Below are 1,454 nucleotides of genomic sequence, written 5' to 3'. Positions count from 1 at the left end.
GGCGCCCGGAACTCGGCGCGAGCCGAACTGAAGTCCGGAACGGGTAGCGCGGCGCGGTCGAGCTTGCCGCTCTCGGTCACCGGCAGCGTGTCCAGCACCACGACGGTCGCGGGCACCATGTGCGGGGCCAACCGCTGTTCGACGACCGTGAGGACCCCGGCCGGGTCGAGGGCGACCCCGGGTTCGGGCACCACGTACCCGACCAGGCGGTCACCGACAGCGGTGCCCCGGTGCACGGTCGCGACCGCGCGGGCCACACCGGCGCAGGCCAGCAGACCGGATTCGACCTCGCCCAACTCGATGCGGAAGCCACGCAGCTTGACCTGGAAGTCGGCCCGACCCACGTAGTCCAGTGCCAGATTCCCTTCCGGTTGCCGCAGCCACCGCACCAGGTCACCGGTGCGATACATGCGCCGTCCCGACTCCGCGAACGGATCAGCGACGAACCGCGCCGCCGTCAACCCCATTCGGTTGCGGTAGCCACGGGCCAGACCCGGTCCGGTGAGGTACAGCTCGCCGACAACACCGACCGGCACCGGCCGCAACCGGGCATCGAGCACGACCTGCCCGACCCCGCGGATCGGTTCACCGACCGTCACCATCTCTCCCGCCACCAGCGGGGCACTGGCATCGGTCTGGATCGTCGCCTCCGCCGGACCATAGGTGTTGAAGAGTCTGCGGTCCGGTGCCCACCGCGACACCAGGTCGGTCGAGGGCGCTTCACCGCCGACGACGACGGTCTCGAGGTGCTCCAGCCCGACCGGGTCGACCGTCGCCAACGCCGTCGGCGTGAGCGCGGCATGGGTGACGCGCTGGCTCGACAGGATCTGTGCCAGCTCGGTCCCGCCGTAGACGGTCGGCGGCGCGATGACCAGCCGTCCACCCGATGCGAACGCCCACAGCAGTTCCAGGACCGCCGCATCGAAACTCGGCGACGCGACATGCAGGACACCCGCGTCCGGCCCGATGTTGAATCGTGAACATTGTTCGGTCACCAGGTTCGCCAGGCCCTGGTGCGTGACGATCACGCCCTTGGGCACACCTGTCGAACCGGAGGTGTAGATGACGTATGCCGCCTGGTCGAGTCGGACCGGCCGCGTTCGCTCCGCGTCGGTCACCGGTGCCGTCGACAACTCCCCCGCATCGGTCACCGGTGCCGCCGACAACTCCCCCGTGTCGGTCGCCTCGTCGAGGACCAACCAGGACACTGATCCGGGGAATCGATCTCGCCACTGTGACAGGGTGATTCCCACCGTCGCACCGGAGTCGGTGAGCATGTGCTCGATGCGGCCGGTCGGATACTGCGGGTCCACCGGAACGAATGCCGCCCCCGACTTCGCCACTGCCCACACCGCAAGTACCGACTCGACCGACCGTGCCAGCCCCACCGCGACACTCGTCTCCGGCCCCACACCCCGATCGATCAGCAACCGCGCCAACCGATTCGACTCCGC

At 69.3% G+C, this 1,454-nt stretch carries 1 protein-coding gene; it reads right to left on the bottom strand.

Annotation, left to right across the window (positions count from 1 at the left end; translation table 11 throughout):
- Nucleotides 1-1,454: amino acid adenylation domain-containing protein (locus tag ABZW16_RS43930; RefSeq protein ID WP_354962097.1), on the bottom strand; the 1,454-nt coding region annotated here is incomplete at both ends.

The organism is Nocardia sp. NPDC004604 (assembly GCF_040609795.1).
Lineage (GTDB): Bacteria > Actinomycetota > Actinomycetes > Mycobacteriales > Mycobacteriaceae > Nocardia.
Note: the sequence above shows the minus strand (reverse complement) of the source record. Positions and strands in the feature narration are given on the sequence as shown.